The sequence below is a fragment of the Marinomonas primoryensis genome, assembly GCF_013372285.1.
GTDB classification, from domain to species: Bacteria; Pseudomonadota; Gammaproteobacteria; order Pseudomonadales; family Marinomonadaceae; genus Marinomonas; species Marinomonas primoryensis.
This window is the reverse complement of record NZ_CP054301.1, coordinates 1,262,743-1,288,573: the sequence shown is the minus strand read 5'-3', so window position 1 is coordinate 1,288,573 and position 25,831 is coordinate 1,262,743. Positions and strand designations below refer to the sequence as shown.

General features: G+C 44.3%; 19 protein-coding genes. 6 read left to right on the top strand and 13 right to left on the bottom strand.

The genetic code is table 11. The features are described 5' to 3' along the window. Positions 1-419 precede the first annotated feature (419 nt). Complete coding sequence (gene fdhD, locus MP3633_RS05890; RefSeq protein ID WP_176334850.1) at positions 420-1,292, top strand: formate dehydrogenase accessory sulfurtransferase FdhD; 873 nt, start codon at positions 420-422, stop codon at positions 1,290-1,292. Further along, positions 1,285-3,612 (top strand): FdhF/YdeP family oxidoreductase, encoded by a 2,328-nt coding sequence (locus MP3633_RS05885; RefSeq protein ID WP_176334849.1) that lies wholly within the window; start codon positions 1,285-1,287, stop codon positions 3,610-3,612. Before fdhD ends, MP3633_RS05885 begins: the two co-directional genes overlap by 8 nt. Before the next feature lie 70 nt (positions 3,613-3,682). On the opposite strand, the gene MP3633_RS05880 is transcribed toward MP3633_RS05885, so the two are convergent. From MP3633_RS05880 to MP3633_RS05835, 11 genes are all read right to left on the bottom strand, one after another. Then, entirely contained in the window at positions 3,683-5,137 is a 1,455-nt protein-coding gene (locus MP3633_RS05880) for a TrkH family potassium uptake protein (RefSeq protein WP_176334848.1), read from the bottom strand. Positions 5,138-5,683: 546 nt separating this feature from the next. Continuing rightward, entirely contained in the window at positions 5,684-6,616 is a 933-nt protein-coding gene (locus tag MP3633_RS05875) for an electron transfer flavoprotein subunit alpha/FixB family protein (RefSeq protein ID WP_112139953.1), read from the bottom strand. After that, positions 6,616-7,365 carry an electron transfer flavoprotein subunit beta/FixA family protein gene (locus tag MP3633_RS05870; protein WP_176334847.1) on the bottom strand — a complete coding sequence of 250 codons (750 nt, stop codon included), beginning with the start codon at positions 7,363-7,365 and terminating at the stop codon, positions 6,616-6,618. Before MP3633_RS05870 ends, MP3633_RS05875 begins: the two co-directional genes overlap by 1 nt. 20 nt (positions 7,366-7,385) lie before the next feature. Beyond that, complete coding sequence (locus tag MP3633_RS05865) at positions 7,386-7,802, bottom strand: acyl-CoA thioesterase (protein WP_112139957.1); 417 nt, start codon at positions 7,800-7,802, stop codon at positions 7,386-7,388. Between the two features lie 15 nt (positions 7,803-7,817). Then, a complete protein-coding gene (locus MP3633_RS05860) occupies positions 7,818-9,671 on the bottom strand; it encodes a feruloyl-CoA synthase (protein WP_176334846.1) in 1,854 nt (617 codons plus the stop codon). A 24-nt stretch (positions 9,672-9,695) separates the two neighbouring features. Continuing rightward, the gene (locus MP3633_RS19035; protein ID WP_280526405.1) at positions 9,696-9,830 is read right to left on the bottom strand and encodes a hypothetical protein; all 135 of its coding nucleotides are present in this window, start codon (positions 9,828-9,830) and stop codon (positions 9,696-9,698) included. Positions 9,831-9,848: 18 nt separating this feature from the next. Beyond that, positions 9,849-11,597, bottom strand: coding sequence for an acyl-CoA dehydrogenase family protein (locus MP3633_RS05855; protein ID WP_176334845.1), 1,749 nt, complete (start codon positions 11,595-11,597; stop codon positions 9,849-9,851). 11 nt (positions 11,598-11,608) lie between these two features. After that, entirely contained in the window at positions 11,609-12,376 is a 768-nt protein-coding gene (locus MP3633_RS05850) for a 3-hydroxyacyl-CoA dehydrogenase (RefSeq protein WP_176334844.1), read from the bottom strand. Positions 12,377-12,403: 27 nt separating this feature from the next. Beyond that, on the bottom strand, positions 12,404-13,165 hold the full coding sequence (locus tag MP3633_RS05845) for a crotonase/enoyl-CoA hydratase family protein (protein WP_176334843.1): 762 nt from the start codon (positions 13,163-13,165) through the stop codon (positions 12,404-12,406). Between the two features lie 55 nt (positions 13,166-13,220). Then, the gene (locus MP3633_RS05840) at positions 13,221-14,423 is read right to left on the bottom strand and encodes a thiolase family protein (protein ID WP_176334842.1); all 1,203 of its coding nucleotides are present in this window, start codon (positions 14,421-14,423) and stop codon (positions 13,221-13,223) included. Between the two features lie 30 nt (positions 14,424-14,453). Then, complete coding sequence (locus MP3633_RS05835; protein ID WP_176334841.1) at positions 14,454-16,022, bottom strand: acyl CoA:acetate/3-ketoacid CoA transferase; 1,569 nt, start codon at positions 16,020-16,022, stop codon at positions 14,454-14,456. Between the two features lie 308 nt (positions 16,023-16,330). Here MP3633_RS05835 and MP3633_RS05830 point away from each other — a divergent pair, with 308 nt between their 5' ends. The 4 genes from MP3633_RS05830 (at position 16,331) to MP3633_RS05815 (ending at position 19,823) form a co-directional block, all read left to right on the top strand. After that, entirely contained in the window at positions 16,331-17,365 is a 1,035-nt protein-coding gene (locus MP3633_RS05830; protein WP_176334840.1) for a TRAP transporter substrate-binding protein, read from the top strand. Between the two features lie 23 nt (positions 17,366-17,388). Continuing rightward, positions 17,389-17,892 carry a TRAP transporter small permease gene (locus MP3633_RS05825; protein ID WP_176334839.1) on the top strand — a complete coding sequence of 168 codons (504 nt, stop codon included), beginning with the start codon at positions 17,389-17,391 and terminating at the stop codon, positions 17,890-17,892. Further along, a complete protein-coding gene (locus MP3633_RS05820; protein WP_176334838.1) occupies positions 17,885-19,204 on the top strand; it encodes a TRAP transporter large permease in 1,320 nt (439 codons plus the stop codon). The genes MP3633_RS05825 and MP3633_RS05820 overlap by 8 nt, the downstream gene beginning before the upstream one ends. Before the next feature lie 160 nt (positions 19,205-19,364). Further along, entirely contained in the window at positions 19,365-19,823 is a 459-nt protein-coding gene (locus MP3633_RS05815; RefSeq protein ID WP_112139974.1) for a MarR family winged helix-turn-helix transcriptional regulator, read from the top strand. A gap of 47 nt (positions 19,824-19,870) precedes the next feature. Here MP3633_RS05815 and MP3633_RS05810 read toward each other — a convergent pair whose 3' ends face one another. After that, on the bottom strand, positions 19,871-21,190 hold the full coding sequence (locus MP3633_RS05810) for a methyl-accepting chemotaxis protein (RefSeq protein WP_176334837.1): 1,320 nt from the start codon (positions 21,188-21,190) through the stop codon (positions 19,871-19,873). 160 nt (positions 21,191-21,350) lie between these two features. Then, positions 21,351-25,622, bottom strand: a complete 4,272-nt coding sequence (locus MP3633_RS05805; protein ID WP_244959948.1) for a hybrid sensor histidine kinase/response regulator — start codon at positions 25,620-25,622, stop codon at positions 21,351-21,353. Between the last annotated feature and the right edge of the window lie 209 nt (positions 25,623-25,831).

Here is a 25,831-nt window from a genome sequence, read left to right as displayed (position 1 = left end):
TAAAAAACTCATTAAACAAAAAGTGGATCACAGAGAAACTGACTATGCGCTAATACTTTGCTCGCATACATTCTCGATATATGACAAAAACAGAACCACACTTTGTAACATGTGCTTTTTCCTTGCCACTGTTGGAGTGCAAAAAATCACAGTCCATACCCTTTTCACCTAGTGTTTTACAAAACCAATACGAAAAAGGCATTTGAAGCTTAAATTTTCGGGCTAGGATACGGTATTTTTGTATCTAAAGAAATACTTACCCCCTTGTAACCTGCCTAAAAACGACTTGTTTATTGTACAAACATACCTCAAAAACCACATGTCGTTTCCATGCCCTAAACTAGAACAAAATAATTGGACGCTTACGACCACTCTACGTACTATAAAGCTCGTCTTTTTTATACGTTGAATTCAACATTATGCAGCAGTCGCCTCTTTCTTTTATCAGCCATCGACGCCATGCATATGGGCGCTGCGACACCTTGCCTGAAGACATACAGCTGTCTCAAGACACACAGCGACTTTCTGGATCAGCCGAACTTGTCGAAGAAATACCATTGGCTATTAGCATTAATGACATTGCGTATGCCGTCATGATGGTCACACCCGTTCATTTAGACGCGTTTGTTATTGGTTTTGCTCGAAGTGAAGGCATCATTGAACATTTCAGTGAAATCAGAGATATCGACATACAACTCACCCAAACATCACCAGACCTTGAAAGCATTGCCATTAATTTAGACATTAGCCCGCGTCGATTCGCTCAATTTAAACAAAAAAAACAAACACATCTTGGTGCAACGGGTTGTGGGTTATGCGGTGTAGAATCCCTAGCACAAGCCATTCCTATACTTCCTATACTTCCCTCAAGTCAGCCAATAGAAGAAGCGGCTTTAGTGTCATTAAGACAACACCTAGGCAAATACCAAATACTAGGAAACAAAACCGGCGCAATTCATGCCGCACAGCTTATCTCGCCACAAGGCAAACCTATTATTTGCATGGAAGACATAGGTCGACATAATGCGCTTGATAAGGTGATTGGCTATGCTCTGCAACAGGGTATAAATTTGCATAACCATAGCGTTTTAATGACAAGTCGATGCAGTACAGAACTGGTTCAGAAAGCCGTTCGTGTAGGTCTTTCTAGACTGGTGCATTTAGCGTCACCCAGCACACTCGCCGTCAAACTCGCTAAACATTACGGGCTGACACTGATACATTTACCAAAGCAAGATGCGCCTAGAGTATTCGCATCTTCAATCCAGTTAGAGGGAACAGACGATGAGTAAAAAGCCTGATTTTTACACGCCTTACAAAGGACCGGCTGGTGGCTGGGGCGCGATACAAAGCACAACGAAACATTGGTTAAAAAGTGATAATGCTATTAGAAATATCAACACACTGCTCAAAACCAACCAACCTCACGGCTTTGATTGCCCGGGCTGCGCTTGGGGAGAAAAACACGATCCAGCAAAAATACGCTTTTGCGAAAACGGTGCTAAAGCCGTCAACTGGGAAGCCACATCACGTAAAGTAGACGCCGCATTCATGGCAGAACACAGTGTCACTTGGCTAAACTCCCAAAGTAATTATTTCCTTGAGTATCAAGGTCGACTTACCGAACCCATGCGTTATAACCGAGAAACGGATCACTATGAGCCAATATCTTGGGATCAAGCGTACAAACAGATTGCCGACACCTTAAAAAGCCAGTCGTCTCCCGATAATGTGGCTTTCTATACATCAGGACGAGCCAGCAATGAAGCGGCTTTTCTTTACCAACTGTTTGCTCGCGCCTATGGCACAAACAACTTCCCAGATTGCTCAAACATGTGTCACGAAGCCAGCGGTTACGCATTAACCAGCAGCATTGGCATTGGTAAAGGTACGGTTGAAATAGACGATTTCGAACACACCGACGCCGTCTTTGTCTTCGGTCAGAATCCGGGTACAAACCATCCTCGTATGCTAGAAACACTAAAAGAAGTCGTAAAGCGGGGGGCGCAATTACTAAGTTTTAATACCCTGCGTGAACGCGGTTTAGAACGCTTCCAGAACCCTCAAAATCCTATTGAAATGCTAACCAATGGCTCTCAGCCAACCACCACTGGCTATTTTTGTCCAAAAATTGGCGGTGATATGGCCGTGGTTCGCGGCATGGTAAAAGTGCTTATCGATTTAGAAGAAGCCGCCCAGCAACAAGGCAAAGCCGTTTTTGACCACGATTTCATCAATGAGCACACACAAGGTGTAGACGCCTACTTAGAGCAGGTTAAACAAACCTCCTGGCCAGACATCATTAAACAATCCGGCCTAACAAAAGAAGAAATCACGCACGCCGCAAACGTCTATGCAAACGCCAACAGCGTCATCATTACATGGGCGATGGGCATTACTCAGCATCACCATTCCGTTGCGACCATACATGAGATAGTCAATTTACTGACATTGCGAGGCAACTTAGGTAAGCCCGGCGCCGGAACCTGTCCTGTTCGAGGCCACAGTAATGTGCAAGGAGACCGAACCATGGGCATCAACGAGTGTCCTTCTCAAGCCTTTCTTGATGCGTTAGAAAAACGCTTCCACTTCACACCGCCACAAAAGCATGGTTTGGCCGTTGTGGATACCATACGTGCAATGCGCGACGGAAAAGTCGGTGTCTTTATCGCGCTAGGCGGTAATTTCGCCGCTGCCACACCAGATACCCAAGCCACAGAGCAGGCGTTAAAAAAATGCCAACTCACAGTACAGATCAGCACCAAACTCAATAGATCACACCTTATTACTGGTACAGAAGCGATTATCTTACCTTGCCTTGGCCGTACCGACATCGACCACCAAACAAAAGGCCAACAAAAAGTCACCGTCGAAGATTCATTCAGTATGATCCACGCTTCTGGTGGCGTCTTAGAGCCATTAACGAAAGAACAAAAATCTGAGCCTGCCATCATTGCAGGAATCGCCGCCGCCACATTAGGGAACGTCCCGATTGACTGGATGGAAGCCGTAAGCGACTACGATATTATTCGTGACCATATCGCAGCCGTCATACCGGGATTCACCGACTTCAATCAACGCATCTTACAAGCTGGCGGTTTTTACTTGGGTAATAGCGCAAGAGAAAGAAAGTGGACAACCCCCTCGAACAAAGCCATTTTGCACACGCACATACTGCCTGAATCCATTTTACCTAAGCGTGCACAAGACTTGTTGTCAGACAAAACACTGATCATGCAAACGCTTCGTTCACACGACCAATACAACACCACCATCTATGGAATGGACGATCGATACCGTGGTATTAAAGGTGAGCGTAAGGTGGTATTTATTAATCCCGCAGACATACAGCGTTTAGGATTTGAAGAAGGCCAAAGTGTGACATTACGCTCAATATGGGACGATGGTGTAGAACGAAAAGTCAACGGATTTAAACTCGTGCCTTATAGCATTCCAGCTGGAAACATTGCAGCTTACTACCCAGAAACCAATCCATTGGTGCCTCTCGATAGTCATGGAGAATTTAGCAACACGCCAACATCAAAAAGTATTGCTATCGAACTAGAAGCATACGAAGAAGAAAGCAACAACATTGCGATTTCTGCGAGTTAACTAATAAACAGCGTACGCTTGTTGTCATATTGATAACCGTACGCTGTTTAATAATTCTGATTTAGTAAGCTTAATGACGCCAAAAAACCGGAAAAAACAACACAAGCACCGTAAAGTATTCTAGACGCCCTAAAATCATCGCGAAACTCATCAACCAAGTCCCCGTATCGCTAAGCGGAGAAAAGTTGTTACCAAGCTCTGCAAAGCCAGGTCCAAGTACATTCAAACACGCAGCAGTAGCACTCAAAGACGCCATAAAGCTCATGCCTGTCATCATTAACAACACCGTAAATAAAACCGTCACCATAGCCGCAAGACACATGAACCCCATAACCGAATGACGTACATCATCACTAATCATTCGCCCCTGTAACTTAATCGAAAACACACCATTTGGACGCACTAAGCGTTTAATTTCCAAACCAATCGATTTAAATGAAATAATATTTCGAATGACCTTGTTACCACCTGCCGTCGAGCCAGCGCAACCACCAATGTAGCCAACAAAAATCAAAATAATCGACGTCACCGCAGGCCACGCGCCAAAATCCGTTGCGGCATATCCCGTGCTAGTAATAAAAGAAATAACATGAAATAAAGTCTGAGTAATGGTGATCCAGAGCCCTTTTTCTGTATCCGTTTGGAAAAGAAGTAAGGCTAAAATGAGCGTTACAAAAGCAATAATTTTCAAAAAAGTGCGAGCCTCTTCGTCTTTCCAGTACAAAATCATGCTGCGTGCAATATAAACACGATAATGCAAAGCAAAGTTTACCGCACCAAGCACCATAAACAGGTTGCAGATCCACAGAATAAGCGGACTTTTGAAATACCCCATACTGGCATCATGAGTTGAAAAACCTCCAGTAGATACGGTGGTAAAACTGTGTCCAATCGCATCAAACGCCGACATGCCAGCAAAATAATAAGACACCGCACACAACCCTGTAATGACCAAATACACCATCCATAAATAATGCGTCGTATTAGATATTCGTGGGGATAGTTTGTCGTCTTTGATGGGGCCAGGCGTTTCCGCTTTCAGCAAACGCATACCACCGATGTTCAGCATAGGAAGAATAGCCACCACAAAGATAACAACGCCAAGGCCGCCCATCCACTGCAGAAACTGACGATACATCAAAAAAGTGGGCGGCATGTCATCCAAACCCGACAACATCGTCGCGCCAGTGGTGGTCAACGCACTAATGGATTCAAATACACCATCTGTAAAAGAAACCTGCGTTATCGTAATGATAGGAACAGCACCCAATATGCCAACAATCAACCAAGTTAAGCTGGCAAACAGCATCGCTTCTCGAATATTAACGGAGGGTAAGGGGTATTTTTTAAACCCAAATAAAAACGCCAAAGACAGGGTGAAAGTAATCGCGGCAGGAGTGATGAAAGCATGCTGGACTTCATCCTTAAACCACATAAAAGACAACTCGCCAAAAGTGAATTGCACCACACTCATCCATAAGCACGGCATCGCCAATAAACGTAGAATAAGCAAAGGACGAATCATGAGTAACGGCCGCCCCTATAGACAATCTGCACCATATAAAAGATCATCTTTAATAGAATATTAAAGTACATAGATAATAAAAAAATGAGACAAGAGCAGACAAATTCACCATAAAAATAGAAAAGCTTACTCTCTATTTTTGATAAGTAAGTAGACTTATTACTGACGAGATCTGACGCCTTTAACAACGCAAACACTATATGCCAATAACGTTACTTACTCTATATTCCAGACCTTTCAACACTGCAAAGTTAACGTCTAAAAAACATCGAAAATAGCAAATAGTGTGGACGAACTGAAGACTCTGTGCTTTTATTAAATAAAATAATAATTAGAATATTTACTAGAGGAATCAATATGGAAAGCTTTTTATTCGGTGATTTTTTTCACCTTACCGCTCTAGCCATTACTGTTTTTAGCTTTTTGGTGATCAGCGCAAAGCGTATTATTGAACAGTGCTCTCAAACCAAATAAAGTAAACTATAACGCAAAAAAAACCGAGCCTAGGCCCGGTTATATTTATTCCCGTGTTTCAGCCGCCTTTTATTAGAGCTTCTCAGTAAGTTCAGGCAACACGGTAAAAAGGTCTCCTACCAATCCATAATCAGCGATTTGGAAAATGGGCGCTTCTTCGTCTTTGTTTACCGCAACAATCACCTTAGAATCTTTCATTCCAGCCAAATGCTGTATGGCGCCAGAAATACCAAACGCCATATACAAATCTGGTGCAACAATTTTACCTGTCTGTCCAATCTGTAAATTATTCGATACAAAGCCAGCGTCAACCGCCGCACGAGAAGCGCCAACGGCCGCATTCAACTTATCGGCCAATGCCTCAACTAATGCAAAGCTTTCATTGCTGCCCACTCCTCGACCACCAGAAACAATACAACGAGCACTAGAGAGTTCTGGTCGCTCCGATTGTGTAATGTCATCTTTTTTCCATTCAGATAAAGTATTTTTTGCAATGAAATTAACAGGCAAAATGGCGCAAACTTGTTCACTCTGTTGAATCTGTTCATCAAAAGAAGACGCACGAACCGTTATGACTTTTTTTTCGTCTAATACAGTCACCGTCGTAATAGCATTACCGGCATAAATAGGACGTTTAAATTGATCCGCCGCCAATACATCGCAAATATCCGATACCTGACCCACATCTAATAAAGCGGCCACTCTTGGCATAAAGTCTTTAGATTCAGAATTAGATGGCGCAATAATATGAGAATACGCTGTGCAGAGATGGACAACTAAATCAGCCATTGGCTCTGCCAAAGCCTGTTCATAAACTTCAGCCTCTGCGCAAAGTACTTTGCTCACACCAAATGCTTTTGCAGCCTCATGAACAACAGTGTCAATATCTTTTCCTGCTACTAAAATATGTACGTCATTACCCATGGCTTGAGCGGCAGTTAACGCCGATAAAGTAGAAGACGCAAGCGTGTTTGAATTGTGTTCCGCTATCAATAAAATTGTCATCAAATCACCTTTGCTTCGTCTTTTAGTTTACTCATCAATTCGTCCACTGAAGTCACTTTAACTCCAGCACTTCGAATCGCTGGTGCTTCTACCTTATCTAATCTGTAATGTACTTTTTGTGTCACCCCAAGATCCGTAAAAGACATCATTTCTAGAGGCTTACGTTTCGCCTTCATAATATCGGGTAATTTAGCATAACGAGGTTCGTTCAAACGCAAATCCGTCGTGACAATCGCCGGCAAAGTAAGAGCAACCGTACGCAAACCACCATCAACTTCACGAGTCACTAAAGCGCTATCACCATCGACAACAAGCTTAGAAGCAAAAGTTCCCTGTGGACGCTTGGTGAGCGCTGCCAGCATCTGCCCTACTTGATTATTATCCGAGTCGATAGATTGCTTACCCAGAATGACTAATCCTGGTTGTTCTTTTTTCATCACCGCAGCAAAAACCTTCGCGACATTTAGCGGCTCTACATCACCCTCAGTACTAACTAAAATGGCCCGATCCGCCCCAAGCGCCAACGCATTACGAAGTTGCTCTTGGCTTTGACTCGTTCCCACACTCATTACTATCACTTCGGAAGCGACACCAGCCTCTTTAAGACGAATCGCTTCTTCAACGGCAATTTCACAAAAAGGATTCATCGAAATTTTGACATTCGTTAAATCCACATTGCTTTGATCAGCTTTGACACGCACTTTGACGTTGTAATCAATGACACGTTTAACGCCCACTAGTATTTTCATCTTATTCCTTTTCTATAGACCTAATCTTGGCTCAGCATACGAGCTCTAATCTCATTGGGGATCACTTTTGACGTCAACGTCCCTGATGCATTTAGGCAAGCCCATACACGTTTTTCCAAGCACTCAACAGCAAGATCACCATCGTTAAAAAGTTGATGACGGATGCCAAAACTTGCTCGCCCCACCGTTGTGAATTCGCTTTTTATGATGACGTTATCACCATATTTAGACGGTTTAAAAAACGTCGAGCCGGTATTTAGCATTGGCCAACCAACATCACCTAATTCATCGCGAATATGTTTTAAGGAATAGCCCATCGCTTCAAAAAGAGCCCCTGTCGACGCATCAAAAAAGGCAAAATAGCGAGGGTAGAAAACAATATCAGCGGGGTCACAATCCCCCCACTCGATTTTCTGGTGCCTCTCATTACTAAACATATAAGAAATCCTCCGTTATAAAGCAATAACCTGCTTGGCTATAGGTTCTTGATAGAGCAATTCCTCTTGATCTTTACGGTGAGTCTGAACGGCACGTTGGTTCAAAGAACCTTTATCAGTCACTTCATGGTGATTGATACTGGGTGGCATTGCTTGCAACACAATACGAGTAACCACGGTGGAGCCACCTGTACTTTGCTTAGTGAAATCCGCCAATTTTTGTCTGAACGCGTTGACAACCATAGGGTGTTCAACAAGTGCTTCATTGCTAATTTCAAGGTCATCAGGCAAGAGTGTTCTACAATGAGTCCAGTCAGGAAACACCATCGCAGTAATGTAACTACGGTTTGTTCCACACAACACCGCGTCTTGTACGAAAGGCGCAAATGCACTGATAAACTTCGCTCGCAAGGTTCCTGCGCTGACCCACGTGCCACTGTCTAATTTAAAATCTTCCGACACACGGCCATCGAAACGAAAGCCTCGCTGCGGTGCTTTTTCATCCAAATACGCAAACGCATCCCCCAAACAATAGTAACCGTCTTCATCAAACGCTTTTGCAGACAACTCTGGTTGTCGCCAATAACCCGGCATCACCGTGACAGCCTTGACTCGCGCTTCCAACTTGCCTTCGTTTGGCACCAACTTAATTGACACGCCTGGTGCTGGCACACCGATCACTCCGGACGTAGATTCTTCAACCGATGCAAATGTCGCAGAAGGCGCCGTTTCGGTGCAACCAAGCCCCGTCAGCATGGGAATCTTCTTCCCAGTGTATTGAATCGCCAACGCATCAAGATCATCCCAAATATGCTGGGCTAAGCCCGCGGCCGCAAAAAAGGTAAACTGCAAACGAGAGAAAAACTTCGTGGCTAATTCGTGATCCGCTTTTAAGCTTTTCACCAGCAATTCGAAACCTTTTGGTACATTGAAATACACCGTAGGGGAAACTTCGGCGAGGTTTTGTAATGTTTTACCAAACAATTTTTCGGTTGGCTTGCCATCGTCTAAATAAAGACTTCCACCGTTGTATAACGCAATACCAACATTATGGTTACCACCAAACGTGTGGTTCCAAGGAAGCCAATCGACCATAATCGGCGGTTGATCTTTCAAAAACTGCATCACCTGATGAATCATCACTTGGTTCGCACAAATCATGCGCTGAGTGTTAATCACCCCTTTCGGCATGCCAGTGGTACCAGACGTGAACAGTATTTTAGCAACGGTATCGCCGTCGACCTTAGCGTTTTCAATATCCACTTGTGTCGACACGGGATGGTTTAAAGAGGATTGAAACGACATGGTTGGGTTGGAAATTATCTGCGGTATCGTATCGCCTTTGATCACCACAACTGGAATGTCCGTATCGTGACAAACGGCATTGATCGCCTTTTCATATGGCGCCAATTCATCCACAACAATCATACCCGGCGTCAAAATATCAAAGATGCCTTGCAGCTTAGAATAATCCGTCGCAATCAAAGAATAAGCAGGCGACAGTGGTGAATGGGCAACGCCAACATACATGCCTGCCAACGCCAGCATTAGATGCTCAACACTGTTTCCGCAAAGAAATACTATAGGGCGTTCAGCCGAAACGGGTTGAGTTAAAAGCCAAGAAGCAATGTTACGAACACGGACTACCGCTTGAGAATAGGTAATATTATCCCACTCTCCTTTCTCATTACGTTGTGCGACAAACACACGCTCTGGCGCTTCTTTCGCCCAGTATTCCAGCCGGTCTGTCCAACAACGTGCAAAATCATCAAGCGGCTTCTGGCTGTTTATAATCTGCACACCCGCGTCATGTTTTATTACTTCAATGGGATGAGCGACCACTTTTATAGGGTGAAATCCTGCGTTCATTTTCTACTCCTCAAACCGCCATAATTATTGTTGTGCGGTTAGTGTTGTGATTGTGGCCGATGGACAAACACCACCAGCAATATTATTTTTATTCTCACATTGAAATACAGCGATGTATTTCATGACGCCTTTCCATTTCATGACGCTTAGCCATTTCATTCGGCGAATTCACTGCCTTTAAAAAACATACTCTTGTAAGCCTAACGATTTCGACTCCACTGTTTGCAAGGCCGCCATTGCTGTAGGCAAACGAAAGGCACCATAAAACTGCACCATAGCAATTAAATTACGATGATAAGCTTTATCAATCTCATCAGATTCAGTCATCAAAGCAAGCGTATTCATTAACTGCCAAGCACAACACAGAGTGCCCATCGCCTCTAAAAATGGCACCGAAATGCCATGAAGCGCCGTTAGGTCATCTTGTTTTGTTAACAAATAAGTATCGAGTAATTGCCGCATCGTCGAGACAACATGGCGTGTCTCATGAGCAATACCAGTCAAATCCGAATCCGCGACTAAGTCTTTTGCTTGATCATCAATGTCATCTAACAAAGCGCTTAACGCCTGACCATTATCACCACGTACCTTACGCATCAACAAGTCTCGCGCTTGAATACCCGTTGTGCCTTCGTAAATCGTCGTAATTCGCGCATCTCGCATAATCTGTGCAACACCGGTTTCTTCAACAAAACCCATGCCGCCAAATACCTGCACCACTTGACCCGCCATCACATTGGCTCGCTCTGTGGCAAACGCTTTAAAGATTGGCGTTAACAAGGCAATGCGAGCGTGAAGCGCTGTATTTTGGTTACTGTCAGCCAAATCGATTTGCGCTGCGATTTGATAGCCTAACGAGCGCAATGCAAAGGTTTCAGAGCGCATGTCTAATAACATTCGCTTAACGTCTGGGTGTTCAATTATCGCGACGCGCTCGCCTTTTTCATTCGTACCTTGCGTACGCTCTTTGGCGTATTCTAATGCTGATTGATAACCCAACTCGCCAAGCGCCACGCCTTGTAATCCACAACTTAGCCGTGCTTCGTTCATCAGAACGAACATCGCCATCAAGCCTTGATTTAATTCGCCGACCAATTCCCCAACACATTCGTCTTTTTCACCGTAACTGATCGAACAAGTTGGGCTGCCATGCAAGCCCATTTTGTGCTCAATGCCCGTACAACACACATCGTTAAAACCACCTATTGAACCGTCTGGATTCACACGATATTTCGGCACAATGAACAGAGAAATACCGCGACTGCCTGCGGGCGCATCTGGCGTTCTTGCCATTACTAAATGGGCAATATTATCGGTCAAATCATGATCACCATAGGTGATAAAAATCTTCTGGCCTTTGATCTTATAAGTACCATCGTCTTGCGCAAGCGCCTTGGTCGTCAACGCACCCAAATCCGATCCAGCGTTTGGTTCGGTCAGTGCCATTGCCACCGACCATGCGCCAGAAACAATGTTAGGTAAATAACGTGCTTGCAAAGACTCACTCGCAAATTTCAAGAGAATCTCCGAGCCACCTTGCGCCAGCGCCTGAAACATAACGAATGCCAAATTGGCCGACAGCCACATTTCATTCACCGGTTGCGCAATGTATTTCGGTAAACCTTGTCCACCAAACGTTTCGGGCAAAGCTAAACCGATCCAGCCAGATTCAGAAAATTGCCGATACGCGTCTTTCCAGCCATCTGGCGTTATTACCTTGCCCTCTTCAAATCGACAACCTTGAACATCGCCAACTTGATTCAACGGCGCCAGCACACCGGAAGCGAACTTCGCTGCTTCTTCCATTACCGCATTCGCCAGATCAGTATCAAACCCTTCTAATGATTCCAACTTATCGAGTCCATGCTGCTGATACGCTTGAGCTACCAGCAACTGCATGTCTTTATAAGGCGCTTGGTAAGTCATAATAGAACTCCTTACTTCGCTGCCATACGAATTGCACCATCTAAACGAATCACTTCGCCATTTAGCATGCTGTTTTCAATAATGTGTTGAGCAAGCGCCGCAAACTCATCAGGATCGCCAAGACGAGGCGGAAAAGGGACAGATTCACCTAAGGATTTTTGCACTTCTTCTGGCAATACATCCATCATTGGCGTTTTAAATAGGCCTGGCGCAATCGTCATAACTCGAATACCAAAACGCGCTAACTCCCGTGCGATTGGCAATGTCATCGCGACCACGCCGCCTTTTGACGCCGAATACCCTGCCTGACCGATTTGGCCATCGAATGCCGCCGCCGACGCCGTATTGATAATCACGCCACGCTCTAAATTCGCTTCTTGTTCATTGTTTTGCATTTGATCCGCTACAAGACGAATCATATTAAACGTCCCAACTAAATTGACTGAAATAGCATGCTGAAAAGACGCCAATCGATGAGGGCCTTCACGTCCAACCACGCGCTCTGCGCCCGGAATGCCCGCACAGTTAATCAACCCACTAATCGGACCGAATTTTTCAACGGCTTTATTCACCGAGTTCTGAGCAGATTCTTCACTGACAATATCGGTGACACACGCTAAGGCGCGACCGCCTAACACGGCTTGGACGCGCTCTAGTCCTTTTTCATTCACATCGGCCAGCGTCACTTTCGCGCCTAAACCATGTAAACGTCGCGCAACGGCTTCACCAATGCCAGATGCGGCACCGGTGACAATAAAATGTTTGTCTTGGATTTGCATATCAACCACTCCTATTCAGGCACAGAATTAAGATTTTTTACGGTTAAGAAACGCGTCTATACGCGCTTTGACTTCTTCACTGGTTTGCGTGATGCCGCAAATTAATGACTCTGTGTACATGCCTTCTTGTGCCGACATATTGCTGATACGACTCAGCCCTGTGGTCATCGCCCAGTTAGAGTATTTGGAGTTTTTGCCAATGCCTTCTGCCAGCTCAAAGGCTTTTGCCAAGGCGTCACCATTGCTAACCACATAATGCGCCAGCCCAATGCGCAAACCTTCTTCGGCATTCACATCTCGGCCTGTCAGCATCATTTCCGTCATGCGGCTTGCGCCAATCACGTTAGAGACATTCACCGACGCACCGCCACCAACAAAAATACCGTGTTTGCCTTCCGGTAAGCGGTAATACGTACCCTCTTCCGTGACACGAACATGTGCGCAAATCGCCAGTTCTAAACCACCACCGATCACCGCACCGTGCATCGCCGCCACAACAGGAATGCCCGATTCACGAATGTGGCCAAATACGCGATGCCACATTTGGGAATGTTTCACCACTTGGAAAGGTTCGCGAGCCTTGTGCTCACGTAAGTCCAAGCCGGAACAAAATTCAGGGCCATTGCCAGAAAGAACAATGACATTCACATCATCACTTAGGTTTAAAAAGACATGCTCTATCTCAAGACACAAACTGTCGTTGATCGCGTTCTTCTTCTCTGGACGATTCAATTGCAAATGCGCAATGCCATTCTCAACAGAGAAGTTAATAAATTCATACGTTGCCATTAAGGAGCCTCTATTCTTATGTTTATGGGCCTAGCTTGATGCTAATGACCAAGTTTTATCGATCAGATACTTTAATCACAACGGCCATGCCCGTATCACCCGCCGCACAACCGGTGAATAATCCATAACCGCCGCCGGTTAATGCTAGTTCTTCAATCAGTTCAATCACGGCTCGCAAACCGGTTGGTCCTTGCGGATGCCCCCAAATAAGCGAACAACCGAAATTGTTCATTGTCATCACCTCCACTCCCATGGCTTTTGCAAACGCCACGTCATTCACGGCAAAGGGGTTGTGGGTTTTAATCGCTTTAATCTGTTTAATGTCCACGCCTGCGACGGCAAGCGCACGCTTCGCGGCTTCAATCGGCGCGGCTGGCATGTAGGCTAAAGCGTCTCGGGCTTGACCAAAGCCCAACACTTCAATTTTGATTTCAGGTTTGCTTGTCAGGGAAGCAATGTCTTCAGAACGGCAAAGCACCATAGACGCATTGCCGTCCGCAGGGTGTGTTTGATTGCCAAAAGTAATGACGCCGCCTTCTTGAATCGGTTTTAATTTCGCCAAGCCTTCCGGCGTCGTGGCAAATACCCCTTCGTCGCCGGTAATAACAGTGTCTTCTTTTTTAAAGTTCGCCGTTGGCACAGATAAGGGCAAGGTCATAAAACGTTTTTGGAAAGCTTGATCGTCTTTCAAGGCATCTTGATATTGTTCGTAACGCCGATACGTCACGGCATCCAATTCTTCACGTGTGATGTCAAAACGCGTCGCCACGTTTTCACCTGTTTGCATCATAGAATGACCGCCAATGCAGTCGTTCATCATGTTGTATGTGACTTGGTCTTCTGACGAACCCGCTGGCCCTTTGGCATTCGGATAATAAATATGCGGCCCGTTAGAGCAACGGTCGGCCGTCATCAAGAACGACACATTCGCCATACCACAAACAATTTCAGACGCGGCGGCAAACAAACCGCGCGCGCTCGTTGCACAGACTTGGTTTACCGCATGACCGGCGGTATTCACTGCGCCAATCTCATACAAGGGCCAAGGCGCCCCGTTGAATGACTGATACTGGTTGATCGTCATGCCCAACACGCCGGAATCGAACACAAGCGGGTCAATATTCCGTTTCGCCAACTCGCCTTTTGCCACATGCGCTGCGAACTTCATCGAATGCAAATGCTGTAACGAACCCTGCCATTTGGTAAACGGGGTACTCCAATAAGCACCGTAAGGGATTTCGACATTCTTGATAGACATAATCTTTCCTCTTTCTTTTATTCTTATTTTTTATTGCTGATCGGCCGATGCCATGATGTCGCCTAAACCACCCCACTGCTCCGCAAAAATAGCGTCAGGCATGGTTTTAAGGTCAGTCGCAATAATTGGCCGGAACGCCATCGCGCTCAACACGTCTTTTTCTAAATCTAAACCTGGTGCAATTTCTGTGAGCACCATGCCTTCTTGACGCAACTCCAGCACGCAACGCTCAGTAATAAACAACACGGGCTTGTGATTTTCGCGGGCAAGGTCACCACTGAAAGTAATGTGATCAACGGCGTTAACAAATTTTTGCACCTTACCTTCTTGAAGCACGGATACTTTGCCATTGTCGTAAGCCAGTTTAGCGCCATTCACCAAGGTGCCACAAAAAACGACTTTCTTAGCACTTTGAGAAATGTTGATAAAACCACCGGGTCCGACCACTTTCGGACCAAACTTACTAACGTTTAAATTGCCCTTGATATCGGCCTGCGCCAATCCCAAAAAGGCGATATCCAAACCACCACCGTCGTAAAAATCGAATTGCGCTTCGTGTTCAATAATCGCATCTGCATTCCACGCCGCGCCAAAGTCAGCGCCAGATGCAGGTATGCCACCGTAAGTACCCAATTCGGTCGTTAGTGTGAACAAATGCGAGACTTTTTCTTCCGCCGCGATCGCCGCCACGCCGTCCGGCATGCCTATACCTAGATTCACCATGACATTCGCTTTTAGCTCCATCGCAGCACGACGCGCGATAATTTTACGATCGCCAAATGGCATTGCAGGAAGCGCATTTAATGGCACACGAGCATTTCCAGCAAGGCCGGGGTTATAAACAGTACCAATGGTTTGTTTGTGATCTTCGACTGGTGCCACCGTGATGTAGTCCACCAAAACACCAGGCACTTTGACTTCTTTCGGATGAATAGAATGACGCTCGGCAATGTATTTCACTTGAGCGATAACAATACCACCGCTGTTCTTTGCGGCCTGAGCCATAGGCAGAATTTCAGCCAACATGGCCTCTTCTTCTACCGATAAATTACCGTCTTCATCGGCGGTGGTGGCACGAATCACCACAACATTGAGAGGGAATTTTTTATAAAGTAACCACTCTTCTTGTTCAATTTCGATACGCTTAACAAGGTCTTCCGTCGCCAAAGACGTTACTTTACCGCCGCTTAACAGAGGATCAACATAGGTACCCATGCCTATCTTGGTAATCACACCCGGTTTGTTACCCGCGATCTGACGCCACATTGTGGTCAACACACCTTGAGGAAGTAAATAAGCTTCAATAGCATCGTCCGTAATCATTTGCGCCATTTTAGGTGCTTGTCCGGTATGACCAGAAATGAGACGCTTTACGAGATTAGAGTGCGCCATGTGTGACATGCCCGCGTCTTTACCGTCACCGCAACCGCAATCATGGATCAAGGTTAACTGTTGCGGATGCCCTGTGCTGATAAATCGCTGCTCGACGGCTTTGGCCACGGCTTCTGCAAAAAAAGACATACCAACGGTTGACCATGCAACAGAGTCGCCATCTTTTATGAGACCCGCTGCGTGCTCCAGAGAAATAACCTTGCTCATTTTATGCCCTCACATGTCTATTTTTATTGGTTTGTTTTGGGGGATAGGATTTATGTTGTACACCACAACTATTTTTATATCAAACGTTTTATCAAGGCTTGCTTTTTTTGAATATGAAGAGCAAAAAATTTATAAATAAGATTGTTGAAAAGCACAACAATATGTGTCACAAATAGATTTATCGGCTCTGGAAATAACATAAAAACACTGTTGTTTCTCAGTCCCTTTGCCTTTAATAATGGATTAACCTTGGTGAAATAGCGTTCGGATTAAAACACTTAATAACAAAAACAATTAAGGTGATTAAAATGAAGAAGATAAAACTGCAGGGCCTAGCCCTTGTCGCTGGCTCTATGCTGTCTATCAACGCCATCGCAGCGGAACCTGAATACACCCTAAAACTGCATCATATGCTTCCGCCTATGTCGATGGCACATTCTCAGTTTCTTGTGCCTTGGGCAGAAAGAGTCGAAACAGAATCGAATGGTCGAATCAAAATAGACATTTACCCAGCCATGCAATTGGGCGGAAAACCACCTCAGTTATTTGATCAAACTCGCAAAGGCATTGTGGATTTGTCTTGGACAGTGGCCGGCTACACGCCCGGGCGTTTTCCAAAAATGACGTCATTTGAACTTCCTTTCATTCCAGGCTCAGCAAAAGCGACCAGTATGGCGCTACAAGATTATTCCGAAACCGAAATGCAAGATGAAATGAAAGATGTCCACGTCATCGCATTGCATACTCACACTCCAGGTTCTTTTCACTCACGAGACAAAGCCATTAAAACGCTAGAAGACTTGGAAGGCATGAAGGTTCGCGCCCCCAACAAAGTCATGTCAGAAGCCTTTAAAAGTGTGGGTGCTAATACCGTCTTTTTGCCTGTTACAGAAATGCCAAGTGCGTTATCGAAAGGCGTCATTGATGTAGCGGTATTGCCTTTCGAAGTGGTATTGCCAATGAAAATATACGAGTTGGTAAAACATCACACAGAATTTAAAGGCGCAGGTCTTTATACAAACACCTTCGTTTTCTCAATGAACAACAAAGTCTATGACAGCATGCCTGCTGATCTACAAAAAGTGATTGATAACAATTCTGGTATTGCGTTAGCGGGGCACATCGGGGATTTGTTTGATAACTACGAAGTGTTTGCGCGTAAATACGCGGTGGATCAAGGCAACAGCTTTGATTATATCGAAGGCGCAGAACACGCTCGCTGGGAAAAAACCATGGCGCCTATTACCAGCCAATGGGTTGAAGACATGAACGATGACGACTACGACGGACAGCGTTTATTAGACAAAACCAAAGCACTTATCAAAAAATACGAAGCACTTTAAGCCACGTTGTTGGATGATTTAAAATGACAGTATTTTCTGCCAATATACAGCGATCCTTTCTGGGTCGCTTATCAAATATTTTTGCACTCACAGGCGGCTTTGTGATGCTTGGCATAGCCGCCGTCACTGTTGCGAGCATAATAGGTCGAACCACCGTTGGACAATCGATTGAAGGAGATTATGAAATCACTGAAATGGGTCTGGCCATGGCGGTGTTTCTCTTTTTGCCCGTTTGTTATGTGCGTAATGGTCACGTGATTGTCGACCTCTTTACAGCGCATTGTAAAAAAAGCACATTACGAACATTGGATATCACGGCGGACATCGTATTTACTGTGACCGCATTTGTCTTTGCCTATCAAATGAGCCTCAGTGGGTTTGAGGCAAAAGACTATCTTGAACAAAGCATGCTGCTTGAACTTCCTACTTGGTGGACATTCATTGTCGGCGTCACGTCCATGACTCTGTGTGGACTCTGTGGCCTTTACAAACTGTTTGCCGTGTTTCTAGGAGGTGCGAATGAGTAATATTGAGCTGGCATTTTTAATGATGGCTGTGTTGCTTGTTTTAATGAGCATTCGTATTCCGATCGCGTTGGCCATGTTGGTGTGTGGCGCGGTGGGCTATTCCATGATTGGCGGCGTTCCAGCGTTATTAGAGTATTTAGGAACCGCGCCCGTCTCTAAATTTTCCACTTATGACTTGTCCGTAGTGCCATTGTTTCTATTAATGGGCGAGCTTGCCACACGTTCTGGCATTACGGCCGAGTTATTTAAAACCTGCAATACGTGGATTGGACGTCAGCGCGGCGGTATTGCTATGGCGGCCGTAGCGGGTTGTGCGGCATTCGGGGCGATTTGCGGTTCATCCTTGGCAACCGCGTCCACAATGGGGAAAGTCGCGTTACCTGAAATGAAGCGCCTTAACTATTCTGGTAGTTTGGCAGCGGGCGCGTTAGCCGCTGGTGGCACATTGGGGATTTTGATTCCACCTTCTATGGTGCTGATCATTTTTGCGGTTCTCACGGAACAAAATATTTCCAAAATGTTCATTGCGGCCTTTATTCCTGGCTTTCTCGCTGCGGGCGGTTACATTCTTGCTATCGCAATTTACGTAAGAATTTACCCAAATGCGGGGCCACGTGGAGAAAAAACCACGCTGGCACAAAAAATAAAATCGACGAAAGACGTATGGCATATTACGACGATCTTTTTAATCGTATTGGGCGGCATTTACATGGGGATTTTCACCCCAACAGAAGCCGCGTCTGTCGGTGTTATTTTGACAGCCATCCTAGCCGTGACGCATGGGAAAATGCGTCTTGATGGCCTGTTGGTTTGTCTGATGCGCACGGCGGTGTCTGCTGCGATGATCTTTTTCATCGTGCTAGGTGCGGATTTATTTAGTGTGTTTATCGCGCTTTCTAGGTTGCCTGATCTAGGTGTCGAGCTCATTCAGAATTCAGGCCTGTCGGCCTATACTATTCTGGTGCTGATGCTATTAACCTATTTGGTGATGGGGTGTTTCTTAGACAGCTTAGCGATGATTTTGCTCACCATTCCGATTTACTTCCCGATGATTATGGCCATGGATTTTGGCATTCCAACGGCAGATGTCGGCATTTGGTTTGGCATATTGGCGTTGATCGTCGTCGAGGTCGGGCTCATCACACCCCCGGTGGGCATGAACGTTTTTATCATTAAATCCTTTGACGATAGCCTTAAACTAAAAGAGTGTTTTAAGGGGGTGGTTCCATTCTTAATATCCGATTTTGTGAGAGTCGCATTATTGATACTCTTCCCAAGCATTACCCTCGGTTTGGTCCACTTAGTCGGTTAGTTTGCATAAAAAAATAACCCCCAAATGCTGGTTGCCCAGTAACGGGGGTTATTTCATTTAATCCGTATTTTTTCTATACCCTACTCAACAGTTTACTGTTACACCAAAATAACGTTTTATATTACAATAATTGATTATTAAACAAGTAAATGGGACCTAAATGGCTGACGATACAAAAAAAACTGATTCAACAGTGGACTTCGGAATACTTAATACGCTTATTGGCTATCGCTTACGACGCGCCCAAATGAATTTTTTCAGTAAGTTTTCTGAAGTATGTTCTGATCTGGGTATCAGTCCTGGTTTATTTGCCATTATCGCCATTGTGGAACGCAACCCGGGTTTAACACAAACGGCGGTAGCTCAAGCTCTAGGCAATGACCGCTCAGCCATGGTTGCTGCTGTCGACAAATTAGAAAAAATGGATATTTTAAAGCGCCGTCCAGCTAAAAACGATCGCCGCTCTTATGCGCTATTTATGACCAAATACGGAGAAACATTTTTTCAGACATTAAGTGCACGCGTTATGGAACATGAGCAAAGTATGGCGACACGTTTGAAAGGTGAAAATGAATTAGAGTGGTTACTAGAAACATTAGACACGTTATCACAACGTTAAACACGAACATTGGCCGACGACAAGAAAGTCAGCCAATGCTCTAACGCTTAGTTCGTAAATTTGTTAGCGAACTGTCCAACGGCATCAACCACTCTTTGAGCGCCGTCTTGAATTTCAATAATTACATTACCCGCTTCATTTGACAAAGCAAGGCCTTGCTCTGCTTGCTCTTTGCCTTTATTAATCAAAGCAACCGCTTTTTCAGCCAGTATTTGGTTCTTTTCAACGACCCCTACAATCTCTTCTGTCGCCGCACTGGTTCGCGATGCTAACTGTCTGACTTCATCAGCAACAACGGCAAAACCTCGACCTTGTTCTCCCGCTCGCGCCGCCTCAATGGCCGCATTCAATGCAAGTAGGTTAGTTTGATCCGCAATGCCTCGAATACTTTGAATAATAGACCCCACCAGCTGAGACTGCTTATCCAATTCAGCAATGCCCTCGGCAGCTTCTGCCATTTGATCTGATAATTGGCGCATCACGGTGACGGTATCACTGACCACCTGACTGCCTTTTTTCGCACTATTATCTGTCTGTTGAGAGGTGCTAAAAGCAATATCAGCCGCCTCAGACACCGCCAATTCACGATTAATCTGATCCGTGATAATGGTCGCAAACTTAACGACTTTATACAGACGACCATGCACGTCAGAAATTGGGTTATAAGACGCCTCTAACCAAACAATATCACCTCGACTATCAACGCGCTTAAAACGCTCAGCAACAAACTGCCCTTCGCTTAAACGCTTCCAAAATGCTGCGTAGTCCGCTGAACTGGACTCATCTTCAGTGCAAAATATTCTATGGTGCTTGCCTTTGATTTGCTCAAGCTTATACCCCATACCACCGAGAAAAAGATCATTCGCTTTCAAAATATGGCCGCTCATATCAAACTCAATAACGGCGGTTGATCGCTGTAGCGCGGAAATAATATTTTGATCTTCACGAGAGCTGGTAATCGTCCGTGTTAAATCATTACAGTGTAAGGAAAACTGTTTGAGCTTACCGTTTTCACCATCTAATACCGGCTGTAAGATAACTCGTAACCACGCTTCATCACCGTTTTCTTTTTCAATTTCTAACGCACCAACCCAATGACTGGCGTTTTTGATCGAGTTTAAAAGCCCCTTGTAGTGTGTCGTTTCGCGAGAAATAACAGGCGCTAACTCTGATATTTTTCTACCTATAATGGCCTCTTTCGAAAAGGCTAACTCATCAGTGAATTTTTTATTGACCGATGTTATCACGCCCTCAGGGCTCAAAATGATAACAAACATTTCTTGGTCTAAACTTTCTTTTACTTGATTAAGAGAGTACAGCTCTTCCTTTAATGCCTTAAATTCATTCTTCAGACTCTTGTTAAACATCCCACTCTCCTCAAGCGCCTAATCTACAGGCTGTCTATAACATAAAATCAACGCACAACAGTTCAAACACTCGTAATAATATGCTTTCGCATAATACCTTTTCTAGATCAATTTATGATTCAAATCATAGCAATATAGCTTAGCTAAAATTATCGATAATTCACGTCAAATCATTAATTTCAGCAATAATAGTAGCCAATTCATCATGTAACTGAGTATTGAGTTCAGCAACATTAATAGAAGAGAAACACGTTTCCAGCGCTTCTTTATCCTCTGTCGTTTTTAGAACCTGCTCAAAATCGGATAGCTGATTAGAAAAGTGCAACAAGCCCATCGTCAAAGACGCACCTTTTAAAGTATGAAGCGCCTCTCGTGCCTTAATTTGATCTCTGTCTATAACATTTTTATCAATGTTTTCTAGTAAACTCTGAGACTCTGCCTCAAAACCATCAACCACACTTTTAAAGAGATCAACACTGCCACCAAACCGTCCCAATATAGATTGAATATCTTCACGTTCATACGAATGGCTGTCTTCAACGCCTATAGCTTTCTCAGCGGTCTGATCAAGAGTAACGCCTACCTCAGTCTTTTTGCCTACATACTGCAAGATACAAGCGATCATCAAATCGATATCTAAAGGCTTACAAAGGTGGTCATTCATGCCCGCATTAAGACACGCCTGACGATCCCCCTCTGACACATTGGCTGTCATAGCAACAATGGGAAGTGAAGTGAATTGCCCACTTTTTCGAATTTGCCTTGTTGCTTCCAAACCATCTATGTCTGGCATTTGCATGTCCATCAGAACCAGGTCAAATGCGCCTTCAGCGTTATCCAATACAGTGGCAACCCCTTCCAAACCACCTTCAGCAACGGTAACAATAGCGCCTTCGGCGGCTAATAATTCTGTCGCGACTTGACGATTAAAGGCGTTATCTTCCACTAGTAATAACTTTATTCCCGCCAAACTTCGTTCAATTCGATCATTAGACTTTTCATCACCTTCATTTACGAGAGTATCCCCATTAGATAAAGACTCATAAACCATTTCAGATAACTGATTTAATGACGTGGGCTTTAATAAATAGCCCGTGGCTAATTCAAGAGAGCTTTCCAGTTTTTCATTAGGTGCATTAGCCAATAAAATAATTTTAGGAGGCTGTATTGAAGTGTGAAAACTCGCGACCATATTCTCCATGCTGTCACGTCCGACAAAATCTGATGTTTTAATATCCAATAAGACAACATCAAACAGGCCACCATCTTCTGCGGCTTTATTAACTTGTGTAATAACCTCTTTAACCGTCTCAGCCTTTTCATAAAACCAACCAAGATTAATTGCCATTCGCGTCAATATAGCCTGCGAAGCAGGATTATTCTCTACAATAAGAATTCGGATGGGTTTTCGTGCTTGTACATTCAATATTTCTTCTACTGGAGCTTCAGCAACAGGTAAATCAATCGTGAAATAGAAACGACTGCCGACCCCCAAAGTACTTTCAACATTTAACACCCCGCCCATTAGAGCGACAAAACGACGGCAAATAACCAACCCTAATCCTGAACCACCAAAACGTCGAGTCGTCGAAGACTCCGCTTGAGAAAATACGTCAAAAACAGACTCTATTTGGTCTTCTGAAATACCAATGCCAGTGTCTGTAATAGAAATCGTTAAACGGGATACTCCAGACTCCAACGCTGTTTGTTTAATTTCTAAAATCACACTACCTTCTAACGTGAATTTAACCGCGTTACTCACCAAATTAATGAGCACCTGCAATAAACGTAGTTTATCGCCGACAAGGTAAGGAGGAATGTCTTTATCAATATCAAAAATGAGCTCAACATCGTTTCCCAGTGAACTTCCAGATAGCACAGTAGAAAGTTCATAGAGTAGATTTTCTATTTCGAAAGGTACGCTTTCCAAGGTTAATTTACCGGCATCAACTTTGGAAAAATCCAAAATATCATTAATTAAACCAAGCAAAGATTTGGCTGAAATATGGGCTTTTGAAACATAGTCGTCTTGCTGATGCGTTAAGGACGTTCGTTTAACCAACTCCAACATGCCCAAAATAGCATTCATCGGGGTGCGGATTTCGTGACTCATATTCGCAAGAAAGCTTGATTTGGCGGCACTGGCGGCATCGGCTTCATCTTTTGCCTTACGCAACCAGGCTTCCAAACTTCTCTCGGCTGTAATATCTCGATTAATACCCGCCACAGAAATGGCTTTTCCACTCGCATCTCTTTCAATAGAAGCGCCAGCCTGAACATAACGAATGCTGCTATCAGGTAGCAAGAGCCGCATGACAAGATCGTATTCACCAATGCCTTTTATGGCATTTTGCAATGCCAATGCGGACGCATCTCTGTCCTCGGGATGAACCCTGTTATACCAGTGCGCATAAGTAACCCCTTCATTTTTTAATGTCCGTGGGTACTGGTATATATCGAACATAATTTCGTTCCAATCCAGAATATTGTTTTCTAGATCCCAAGTCCAAACGCCCAGTTGTGCTACCTCTGCCGCCATAAGTAACTGGTCTCGAGTAGAAACTAAAGCATGCTGGCTGGCTTTCTGCTCGGTAATATCTATAGCCATTCCTAAAAAGCCAATCACTTCATCGTCACTGTTCTTCATAGGAGTAATAACCAAAGACACCGGTTTGGTCTTCCCATATTTATCAATATAGGTCCATTCTTTGCTATCGTAGTTATCTCGAAATGCTTTAAAGATCAAAACTTCCATTAGATCTGAGACATAGGTACCTGCAGTTTCAAAAATTGCATCACGCTCTTGTACAACCTCTGCTTTAACATGGAAACTAAGAGGTGTCATTTGACCAACAACCTCCTCGGCAGAATACCCCAGCATTCTTTGTGCACCACTATTAAAAAGATTGATCTTACCGTTCATGTCGGTAGCAATAATCGCAATTTCAGACGAAGCGTCTAACACGTCATTCAAAAGTAAATTGATTTCGTGAAGCTCTAGAGTGCGCTCTTTTACTTGGCTTTCTAAACTGGAATTTAAGTCACGAATTTTAGCTTCGGCTTTTTTACGTTCAGAAATATCACGCACACTGTTCGAAACACCAACTACTAAACGATTAGAGTCAAAGATAGGAGACACAGTCAGTGCAACCGGAACATCAGACCCTGATTTAGTTTTCCTACGCGTCTCACTAATAATGGATTTTTTGTTATCGATTACAGAAGACAGAATCGCCTTATCTTCATTTTGAAGGTCGGCTGGAACCAAGAGTTCAAAAGAAGACTGACCAATCGCTTCCTCCTGTGTGTAACCAAATATACTCTCAGCCCCCTTATTCCAACTGACAATAACCCCATCCAGACTTTTACTAATAATGCCATCCGCCGAGCTTTCCACTACCGCAGCGATTCTAGATTGATGAGCGATCACCTCACGATGCCTAGAAATATTTACCTTAACAGCAGCAACGAGAATAGCCCCAAGAACACTAATGAAGACGCCAATGATTATAAAACTGAATGGATTAGGAAGATGTAAGTCCGCTATATAGGCAGGAGAAACACTAAGATGACTCTCCCAACTCCGTCCATAAATATGCTTAGATTGGCTTATTTCGTATTGACGGTTTTTTAATTTTCCGCTGTCATAAAACCGAACTTTATCGTCCAAATCGGTTACATCAAACAATTCATAATGGATTTTTTCCAAGTCTATATCTAAATGGTTTAACACCTCTTCCATTAATAAAGGCGCATAACTCCAGCCAAAGCCTGCTTCAATGCGTTCATCCAATGTTTCTGGTACTTTCCCTCCTCGATAGATAGGCATCAAGATCAATACTGACTGCTGCGCTTTACCCGATGCTTGCACCAAGGTGATGGGGCCAGTTAAGCGAACTTCCCCTGTGTATAAAGACGACGTAGCGGCTTCTCGGCGGTTTGTTTCTGATGCTATGTCCAAACCAACGGCCTGCCGGTTTCGCTCTACAGGTTCAATATACTGAATGACATAATGTTCATTAAAATTAGGAAAAAGCGCTTTAATAGCAAAATCTGGCCAGCCGTCTTGGCTAGCCGACAAAGTAAAAGCGGCGGCATCTGCCTGTGGAACGCGTCGAATAAAACCAAAGCCACGTGCACCTGGAAATTCCACATCCACATCACGAGTTAAACTGTATAAAGAAAAAACATCTCGAGTAATGTCATTTTCACCTGTCGTTAACACAACTCCTCGAGCACCCCGCAATCCATATTGGTAAAGCTGAATCCGAGATATCACCTCCTCCATGGCTTTATTAGAAGACTGGTAAACGGCGTTAGCTATCCTCTTCTCATTGGCGTCTTGCGTTCGGTAAGCCACAACACAGGTAACCAAAATGCCAAAAAGCAGGGTTAATATCACCCAACGGCTATCAATATACTTAGATGACATTTTCTTCACGTTTGCCTCCTGGCAAATATCGTTTCCAACTCTAAATTCGAGATTAAGTCAGAATCTTATTCTAAGATCAATTTCTTATAAGTTTAGACGAATTAACCACTTATAATTAGGTAAGGCATGATAAAAATAAACATAAATTACAAAATATTACCTACTAAACTCATTTTATTGATATTTAAAATAAACCAACAACTGTCCTG

What these genes read in the sequence shown, in the direction of transcription:
- fdhD (WP_176334850.1), top strand. Translation starts at nt 420, where the DNA reads ATGCAGCAGTCGCCTCTTTCTTTTATCAGCCATCGACGCCATGCATAT.
- MP3633_RS05885 (WP_176334849.1), top strand. Translation starts at nt 1,285, where the DNA reads ATGAGTAAAAAGCCTGATTTTTACACGCCTTACAAAGGACCGGCTGGT.
- MP3633_RS05880 (WP_176334848.1), bottom strand. Translation starts at nt 5,137, where the DNA reads ATGATTCGTCCTTTGCTTATTCTACGTTTATTGGCGATGCCGTGCTTA.
- MP3633_RS05875 (WP_112139953.1), bottom strand. Translation starts at nt 6,616, where the DNA reads ATGACAATTTTATTGATAGCGGAACACAATTCAAACACGCTTGCGTCT.
- MP3633_RS05870 (WP_176334847.1), bottom strand. Translation starts at nt 7,365, where the DNA reads ATGAAAATACTAGTGGGCGTTAAACGTGTCATTGATTACAACGTCAAA.
- MP3633_RS05865 (WP_112139957.1), bottom strand. Translation starts at nt 7,802, where the DNA reads ATGTTTAGTAATGAGAGGCACCAGAAAATCGAGTGGGGGGATTGTGAC.
- MP3633_RS05860 (WP_176334846.1), bottom strand. Translation starts at nt 9,671, where the DNA reads ATGAACGCAGGATTTCACCCTATAAAAGTGGTCGCTCATCCCATTGAA.
- MP3633_RS19035 (WP_280526405.1), bottom strand. Translation starts at nt 9,830, where the DNA reads ATGAAATGGCTAAGCGTCATGAAATGGAAAGGCGTCATGAAATACATC.
- MP3633_RS05855 (WP_176334845.1), bottom strand. Translation starts at nt 11,597, where the DNA reads ATGACTTACCAAGCGCCTTATAAAGACATGCAGTTGCTGGTAGCTCAA.
- MP3633_RS05850 (WP_176334844.1), bottom strand. Translation starts at nt 12,376, where the DNA reads ATGCAAATCCAAGACAAACATTTTATTGTCACCGGTGCCGCATCTGGC.
- MP3633_RS05845 (WP_176334843.1), bottom strand. Translation starts at nt 13,165, where the DNA reads ATGGCAACGTATGAATTTATTAACTTCTCTGTTGAGAATGGCATTGCG.
- MP3633_RS05840 (WP_176334842.1), bottom strand. Translation starts at nt 14,423, where the DNA reads ATGTCTATCAAGAATGTCGAAATCCCTTACGGTGCTTATTGGAGTACC.
- MP3633_RS05835 (WP_176334841.1), bottom strand. Translation starts at nt 16,022, where the DNA reads ATGAGCAAGGTTATTTCTCTGGAGCACGCAGCGGGTCTCATAAAAGAT.
- MP3633_RS05830 (WP_176334840.1), top strand. Translation starts at nt 16,331, where the DNA reads ATGAAGAAGATAAAACTGCAGGGCCTAGCCCTTGTCGCTGGCTCTATG.
- MP3633_RS05825 (WP_176334839.1), top strand. Translation starts at nt 17,389, where the DNA reads ATGACAGTATTTTCTGCCAATATACAGCGATCCTTTCTGGGTCGCTTA.
- MP3633_RS05820 (WP_176334838.1), top strand. Translation starts at nt 17,885, where the DNA reads ATGAGTAATATTGAGCTGGCATTTTTAATGATGGCTGTGTTGCTTGTT.
- MP3633_RS05815 (WP_112139974.1), top strand. Translation starts at nt 19,365, where the DNA reads ATGGCTGACGATACAAAAAAAACTGATTCAACAGTGGACTTCGGAATA.
- MP3633_RS05810 (WP_176334837.1), bottom strand. Translation starts at nt 21,190, where the DNA reads ATGTTTAACAAGAGTCTGAAGAATGAATTTAAGGCATTAAAGGAAGAG.
- MP3633_RS05805 (WP_244959948.1), bottom strand. Translation starts at nt 25,622, where the DNA reads ATGTCATCTAAGTATATTGATAGCCGTTGGGTGATATTAACCCTGCTT.